The organism is Streptomyces sp. NPDC088254, from assembly GCF_044740925.1.
Lineage (GTDB): Bacteria > Actinomycetota > Actinomycetes > Streptomycetales > Streptomycetaceae > Streptomyces.
The window spans coordinates 217,780-224,915 of record NZ_JBIURQ010000009.1; the positions used below are offsets into that span (position 1 = coordinate 217,780).

The window sequence follows — 7,136 nt, forward strand, 5'->3', positions numbered from 1 at the left end:
AGACTCCGCACGCGCGCGTGCGGGCGTGCGCGGGAGCCTTCCCGGGCGTACGACACTGGGGGCGTGATCCGTGACGACGCCCTGGACGCGCTGCCCGTGCGGGCCGCCCTGCCCGCCCTGACCGACGCCCTGGACGGGCCAGGCGTCGCTGTGCTGGCCGCGCCGCCGGGCACCGGCAAGACGACGCTGGTGCCCCTCGTGCTGGCGGGCCTGGTGGGCGGAGCCCCGGCCCGGCGGGTCGTGGTGGCCGAACCCCGGCGGATCGCGGCGCGGGCCGCGGCCCGGCGGATGGCGTGGCTGCTGGGCGAGCGGCCCGGCGAAAGCGTCGGGTACACCGTGCGCGGCGAGCGGGTCGTCGGGCGGCACACACGCGTGGAGGTCGTCACCACCGGCGTGCTGGTGCAGCGCCTCCAGCGCGACCAGGAGCTGACCGACGTCGACGTCGTCATGCTCGACGAGTGCCACGAGCGGCATCTGGACGCGGACACGGCGGCCGCGTTCCTGTGCGACGTGCGAGCGGCCCTGCGGCCCGAGCTGCGGCTGGTGGCGGCGTCGGCGACGACGGACACGGCGGGCTGGGCGCGCCTGCTGGGCGGCGCGCCGGTGGTCGAGGCGCACGGGGCGTCGTACGACGTCGAGGTGGTCTGGGCTCCCCCGGCCCGCCCGCTGCGCCCGCCGCACGGGATGCGCGTCGATCCGGCGCTGCCGGCGCATGTGGCGTCGGTGGTGCGACGGGCGCTGGCCGAGCGGTCCGGGGACGTGCTGTGCTTCCTGCCCGGCGTCGGGGAGATCGCCCGGGTGGCGGGGCTGCTCGGTGGTCTGGACGGGGTCGACGTGCTCCAGGTGCACGGGCGGGCGCCGGCGGCCGTGCAGGACGCGGTGCTCGCGCCGGGCGTGCGACGGCGGGTGGTGCTGGCCACCTCGGTGGCGGAGTCCTCGCTGACGGTCCCCGGGGTACGGGTGGTCGTCGACTCGGGGCTGGCGCGGGAGCCGCGGGTGGACCACGCGCGCGGGCTGAGCGCGCTGGCGACCGTGCGGGCCTCGCAGGCGGCCGGGCGGCAGCGGGCCGGACGCGCGGGGCGTGAGGCGCCGGGGACGGTGTACCGCTGCTGGACGGAGGCGGAGGACACGCGTCTGCCGCGTTTCCCCTCCCCCGAGATCAGGGTGGCCGACCTGGCGGCGTTCGCCCTTCAGGCGGCCTGCTGGGGCGACCCCGACGCCTCCGGGCTCGCGCTGCTGGATCCGCCGCCGGGCGGGGCGATGACGGCGGCGCGGCGTCTGCTGACGGCGGTGGGGGCTGTGGACGGCGGCGGCCGGGCCACGGACCGCGGGATGCGGCTGTCCCGTCTGGGGCTGCACCCGCGGCTGGGCCGCGCCCTGCTGGACGGCGCCACGCTCGTGGGGGCCGAGCGGGCGGCGGAGGCGGTCGCCCTGCTGAGCGAGGAGGCTCCGCGGGAGTACGGCGACGATCTCGCGGCCGCCCTGCGCCGCGCCCGGCGCGGAGGCGACGCCTACGCGGGGAGGTGGCGTGCGGAGGTACGGCGGCTGCGGTCCGTCGCCGCCGTGGAGGCCTCCCCAGGGCCTGCTGACGGTCCTTCACCGGACGGTGCGGTGACGCCGGGTGAGGACGCCCGGGACGATCAGGTGGCCGGGCTGGTGGCCGCCCTCGCGTTCCCGGAGCGGATCGCGAGGCTGGACGGCGGGTCGTACCTGATGGCGTCCGGCACCCGCTGCGAGGTGCCCGACGGGTCCCCGCTGCGGGGCATCTCCTGGCTCGCCGTGGCCGTCGCCGACCGGCCCCTCGGCAAGGGGCACGCACGCGTGCAGCTCGCGGCGGCGGTCGACGAGGATGTGGCGCGGTTCGCGGCCGGCGCGCTGCTCGACGCGCGGGAGGAGGTCCACTGGGCCGAGGGGGACGTCGTCGCGCGGCGCGTGGAGCGGCTCGGCGCCGTGGAGCTCGCGGCCCGTCCGCTGAAGGACGCCGACGGGGCCCTCGTACGCGAGGCGCTCCTCGAAGGGCTGCGGCAGGAGGGGTTCCGGTTGCTGCGCTGGTCGGCGGAGGCGGAGGGCCTGCGGCAGCGGCTGGCGTTCCTGCGGCGGCACCTGGGCGAGCCGTGGCCCGACATGGCCGACGCGTCGCTGCACGCGCGTGTGGGCGAATGGCTGGAGCCGGAGCTGAGCCGGGCCCGGCGGCGCGCCGATCTCGCGCGGATCGACGCCGCGCAGGCGCTGGCCCGGCTGCTGCCGTGGGCGTCGGGCGAGGCGGCGCGGCTGGAGGAGCTGGCGCCCGAGCGGATCACCGTGCCCAGCGGGTCCAGGATCCGGATCGACTACGGCGATCCCGAGCGGCCCGTGCTCGCCGTCAAGCTCCAGGAGATGTTCGGCCTCCAGGAGTCGCCGCGGGTCGCGGGGGTGCCGCTGCTGGTGCACCTGCTCTCGCCCGCGGGACGACCGGCGGCCGTCACGGCGGACCTCGCGTCGTTCTGGAAGGACGGCTACCACGGCGTACGGGCGGAACTGCGCGGCCGGTATCCGAAGCATCCGTGGCCGCAGGACCCGGCCGGCGCCGAGCCGACCCGGCACACCAACGCGCGGCTCAGGCGTTGACCGGCTCGGGTTCGGCGGGCTCCTCGGGCGCGGACTCGCCGGGGCGGCGGCCGCGGGCCTCCAGCCAGAGGGCGAGCGCGAGCAGGACGGCGCCGAGGAACAGGAAGCCCCAGGGCAGGTAGGAGGTCATCAGCAGGACGACGGTGCGGTTGGCCTTGACGAGGTCGACGGTGTGCTCGATGTAGTCCTCGCGCATCTTCACGTGCCCGGCGAACGCCGTCACCCGGTCGCGGTCGCCGAGCAGGGTGCCGCCGCGCAGTTCCTCCTTGTGGATCTCCTCGCCGTAGACGGGCGCGCCGGTGAGGGGTTCGACCCAGAACTTGCGGACGGTGGTGTACCAGCGGGTGGTGCCGGTCGCGGCGACGGTCTCGGGGGTGATTCCGGCGACCGGCATGGTCTTGGGCATGGGGACCTCGGTCCACGGGACGGTCTGCTCGAAGCAGTAGACCTCGACGCCGCGGAAGTCCTGGGTGCCCTTGTAGTGGATGGGGGCGGTGATCCTGGCCTGCGCGTCGAAGTACTCGTAGTCCCGTTTCTCCGTCAGGAACGGCCACTTGAACTCCAGTCCCTCGCGCCGGACGGGGTCGCCGTCGACCGCCTCGCCGGGGGCGTGCACGGGTTCCTGGGTATGGGCGTCGAAGATGTAGCGCTCGGGGACCTTGGAGACCATCTTGCCGTCGGGTCCCTGGACGTAGGACAGGCCGTCCCAGACGACGACGTCCCGGCCGACGGTCTTCTCGATCCGCTCGGAGGCCTCCACGTCGCCCTTGAGGGTCTGCACGATGGTGACCTTGGGGACGGTGCGGGCGGTCATGGTGCCGTAGTCGAGGAGGGTGGCGTCGTGCGCCTCGAGCACCATGGTCTGGTACTCCCCGGCCGGGATCTTGGCCAGGCGCGGGAAGGCGTACCAGCGCAGCAGCGGGGACAGCGCCGCGAAGAACACGGCGAGGGCGAGCAGGACCAGGCCGGCCATGCGGCGCATCTCGGCCTCCCTCCCGGGCGGTCAGGGGTGTGGTGGCACCGTCGTCAGCAGCGGTTCCGGGGAGGTCCGTCCGGCCGGAGCGCCCAGGGCGGTGACGGCGAGGACCAGGGCGAGCGCGAGGACGAGACCGGACGCGGCGGCGATCAGAGCGCGCATGCGGTCCTCCCGGGGTGTGCGGCGCGGCGCGGTGTGCCGCCTCGCGCCGGTGACGGGGCGAGAGGGCAGCGGACCTGATGGTGTGTCAGGTCGGGCACCGTAGCAACGGGCGGCCGAGATGAGAACACGTCGAACACGCCGCACACGACGACGGCGCCCCGCTCGCAGGGAGGGGGCGCCGTCGTCGTGTCGGGGCGGGTGTCGTCAGGAGCCGCTCGACGCCGATCCGGAGGGGCTCGCCGAGGTGCTCCCGGAGGGCGTCTTCGAGGCACCGTCGGACGGGCTCGTCGAGGTGCCGCCGGACGGGTCCGACGTGCCCTCGGAGGGGTCGGGGGTGCCTTCGGACGGGTCGGGGGTGCCTTCGGACGGGTCGGGGGTCGTCGGCGTGGGCGCCGTCACCGTGAGTTCGACGGTGAGGGTGGCGCCGCCGGTGGTGGTGACGCTCAGCAGGTACGTGCCGGCGTTGTCGTCGGCGTACAGCTTCGGCAGCTTCAGCAGGCCGTCGGCGTCGGTCCGCAGGTCCGTCAGGCTGCGGACGCGGTTGCCGGCGGCGTCCTTGAAGTAGGGGCCCTTGTCGTTCGCGGTCGTGCCGCCCGCCGCCGCGACGAGGGTGGCGGTGGCCGCGACCTTGCCCGCCGCGGCGCCCTTGTAGGTGGCCTTCACCTCGACCTGGTCGGCGAACTCGCCGCCCGCGACGCAGGTCAGCGCGGTGCTGCTGGTGCGGGCCAGGGCGTCGGCGGCGCGGGCGGCGACGGTGGCCGTGTACTGGAGGGCGGGGACCGTGCGGCCCACGACCGTGGCGCGCACGGTGAACGTCCCGGTCTTCTCGCCCGCCCGCAGCGCCGGCGCGACGGCGACACCGGCGCCGTCGGTCTGGACCACGGCGACGCTCTCGCCGCCGGTGAACGTGGCGTCGCCGCCGATGACGGTGAAGCGGATCCTGACCTTCCCGACGCCCTTGCCGGCCTTGGTCTCGGCCCGCGCGCTGATCTTCTCGCCGAACGCGGCACCCGCCGTGGCGGTGAGCTTGGTGGCGCCCGCCGCCTCCAGGTGGTCGACGGTGTCGGTCGGCGTCGTGGGAGCGGGCGGGGTCGGCTTCCGGGGCGGTGTGGCGGGCGGCGTCGTGGTGCCGCCGCCGGGCTTGGAGGTCGCGGGGGGCGTCGACGCCGGCGGGGTGGTGGTCGACGGTGGCGTGGGCGACGGGGACCACGGGGAGGGGGTCGTACCGTTGCCGGCACCGCCGTCGCTGCGGTTGCCCGGGAGCGCGCCGGTGCCGTCGGGGATCTCGTGCGTGCCCTTGCGGTAGTACTCCAGCCACGACAGGACGGTGTTGTAGTACTCCGTCGAGTTGTTGTAGCTGAGGATCGCCTTGCGCAGGCCGGACGTGGTGGCCATGTCCCAGTCGTAGCGGCACAGGTAGTGCCCGGCGGCGAGCGCGGCGTCGTAGATGTTGTTGGGGTCCTTCTTGCCGTCGCCGTTGCCGTCGCGGCCGGCCCACGCCCAGGTGGACGGGATGAACTGCATGGGGCCCACAGCGCGGTCGTAGACGGCGTCGTTGTCGTAGGCGCCGTGGTCGGTGTCGCTGATGTTGGCGAAGCCGACGCCGTTGAGGACCGGGCCCAGGATGGGCGAGAGGGTGGTGCCGTCGGCGCTGACACGGCCGCCGCCGGCCTGCCCGGACTCCACCTTGCCGATGGCGGCGAGGAGTTGCCAGGGCATGTTGCAGCCCGGCTTGGACGCCTTGAGGGCGTCCGCAGCCTTCTTGTAGGCGTCCAGGACGGTCGCGGGGATGCCGGTCTCGCTGCCGCCGGCGCCGGTCGGCGTGGTGCCGGTGCTCTGGGTGGGCGAGGGGACCGGGCTGTTCAGGGGCGGCAGGTCCGTGTAGTACGGCGAGTTGCCGGTGGCACTGCCCTCGGTGGCGGAATCTCCTGACGGGGCGTCGGCGGCGGTGCGTCCGCCCGGCGTGTCGGCCGTGACGTCCGGCGCCTGGGACGCCGCCAGAGCCGCGACCGCCAAAGCGGCCACGGTGGTGTTGACCGCTCCCTTGCGCAGCCTGCTGCCGAAATGCGCCGACATGAAGTGAACCCCTCCCGTGGACACTCGAGCGCCCGTGTTCGTCTGTTTCGCCCGTCCTGGTGGACGACCTTGTTCCGCTCGCCCTGTTGGGACGATCAACTGTCCGAAACGGTTGCCCTCGCGGACGGTATTCACCGTTTCACCCTGCTCTGATCACTTCAGCTGTTCGACCGCGCTTCAGGCGAGGCGACCAGGTGACCCTACGACAACTTCTTTTGCACCGGCACCCGTTCGAACGCTCCATTCACCGAGTGCTCACGCCCGGGTGGGTTGCCGGAGACTTCCCGCATACTGGTCGCAGCGTCGCACTTCTGGCCGGCCGGTCCGGCAACGACCTTCACGGGGAGCCGGGTTGCCGTTCACGTTGAGTCATGCGGCCGCCGTGCTGCCCGTCGTGCGCACCGACGGGAGCGGGCGTGGCCCGCTGGTGCCGGCCGTCCTCGTGGCGGGCTCTTTCGCCCCCGACATGACCTACTACGCGGCGAGCGTCCTGGACGGCGCGATGGAGTTCGGGGACGTCACCCACTCCTTCGCCGGCGTGTTCACCGTCGACGTGGTCGTCTCCTGGGCGCTGGTGGCGCTGTGGCTGCTGGTGCGCGAGCCCCTCGTGGCACTGCTGCCCCGGGCCCGTCAGGGCCGCACGGCCACCCTGACGCGCTGCGGCGCGCCCCGTGCGCGGGTCGGCCCGGCCGTTCTGCTGCGCTGGTACGCGTCGGCGGTGCTCGGTTCGCTGACACACGTGGTGTGGGACGCATTCACCCATCTCGACCGGTGGGGCATGCGGCTGTTCCCGGTGCTGGGCGAGACGGTGGCGGGCTCGCCGCTGTACTGGTACCTGCAGTACGGCGGTTCCGCGGTCGCCGCGGTGGCGATCGCCGCGTTCCTGACGTCCGCCCTGCGCCGGACACCGCCCGCCGAGCCGCTCGGCGTACCCACCCTGTCCACACGGGACCGCTGGTGGGCGGCGGCCCTGATCGGCGGCTGCGCGGTCGTCGCGGCGGTCCGGCGGGCGACGCGCTGGTGGGAGTACTGGGGGCCCCGGGCCGAACCGTACGAGATCATCCCGACCGTCTGCTTCGGCACGGGCGCGGGCCTGTTCCTGGGAGTCCTCGCCTACGCCACCCTGGTCCGCCTACGCCGCTCAGCACCTCAGGAACCGACACAGCACCGTGAGGGAGTCGGCGTCCGCTGAGCGCTCGGCTCGGGCCGGAGCCCGGGGACCGGGTGCGCGGGCCGGGGAGACACCCGCCCGGCGCGGGAGCCGAAGCACGGGGGCCCGCGGGGCCAGACGGTGGCCAGGCAAGGGAGGCGCCTG

The 7,136-nt window shown here is 74.6% G+C and carries 5 protein-coding genes; 2 read left to right on the forward strand and 3 right to left on the reverse strand.

Annotation, left to right across the window (positions count from 1 at the left end; all coding sequences use genetic code 11):
• Positions 1 to 63 precede the first annotated feature (63 nt).
• A complete protein-coding gene (gene hrpB, locus ACIOC0_RS26050; protein ID WP_402157952.1) occupies positions 64 to 2,607 on the forward strand; it encodes an ATP-dependent helicase HrpB in 2,544 nt (847 codons plus the stop codon).
• Here the strand turns inward: hrpB and ACIOC0_RS26055 are convergent.
• From ACIOC0_RS26055 to ACIOC0_RS26065, 3 genes are all read right to left on the reverse strand, one after another.
• Complete coding sequence (locus ACIOC0_RS26055; protein WP_402157955.1) at positions 2,597 to 3,589, reverse strand: DUF3068 domain-containing protein; 993 nt, start codon at positions 3,587 to 3,589, stop codon at positions 2,597 to 2,599. The two genes, hrpB and ACIOC0_RS26055, sit on opposite strands and share 11 nt — an antisense overlap.
• Positions 3,590 to 3,610: 21 nt before the next feature.
• A complete protein-coding gene (locus tag ACIOC0_RS26060) occupies positions 3,611 to 3,745 on the reverse strand; it encodes an SPW_0924 family protein (protein ID WP_130437306.1) in 135 nt (44 codons plus the stop codon).
• A 204-nt stretch (positions 3,746 to 3,949) separates the two neighbouring features.
• The gene (locus ACIOC0_RS26065; protein WP_402157957.1) at positions 3,950 to 5,821 is read right to left on the reverse strand and encodes a lytic transglycosylase domain-containing protein; all 1,872 of its coding nucleotides are present in this window, start codon (positions 5,819 to 5,821) and stop codon (positions 3,950 to 3,952) included.
• A 352-nt stretch (positions 5,822 to 6,173) separates the two neighbouring features.
• Here ACIOC0_RS26065 and ACIOC0_RS26070 point away from each other — a divergent pair, with 352 nt between their 5' ends.
• On the forward strand, positions 6,174 to 7,013 hold the full coding sequence (locus ACIOC0_RS26070) for a DUF4184 family protein (protein ID WP_402157958.1): 840 nt from the start codon (positions 6,174 to 6,176) through the stop codon (positions 7,011 to 7,013).
• Positions 7,014 to 7,136 lie beyond the last annotated feature (123 nt).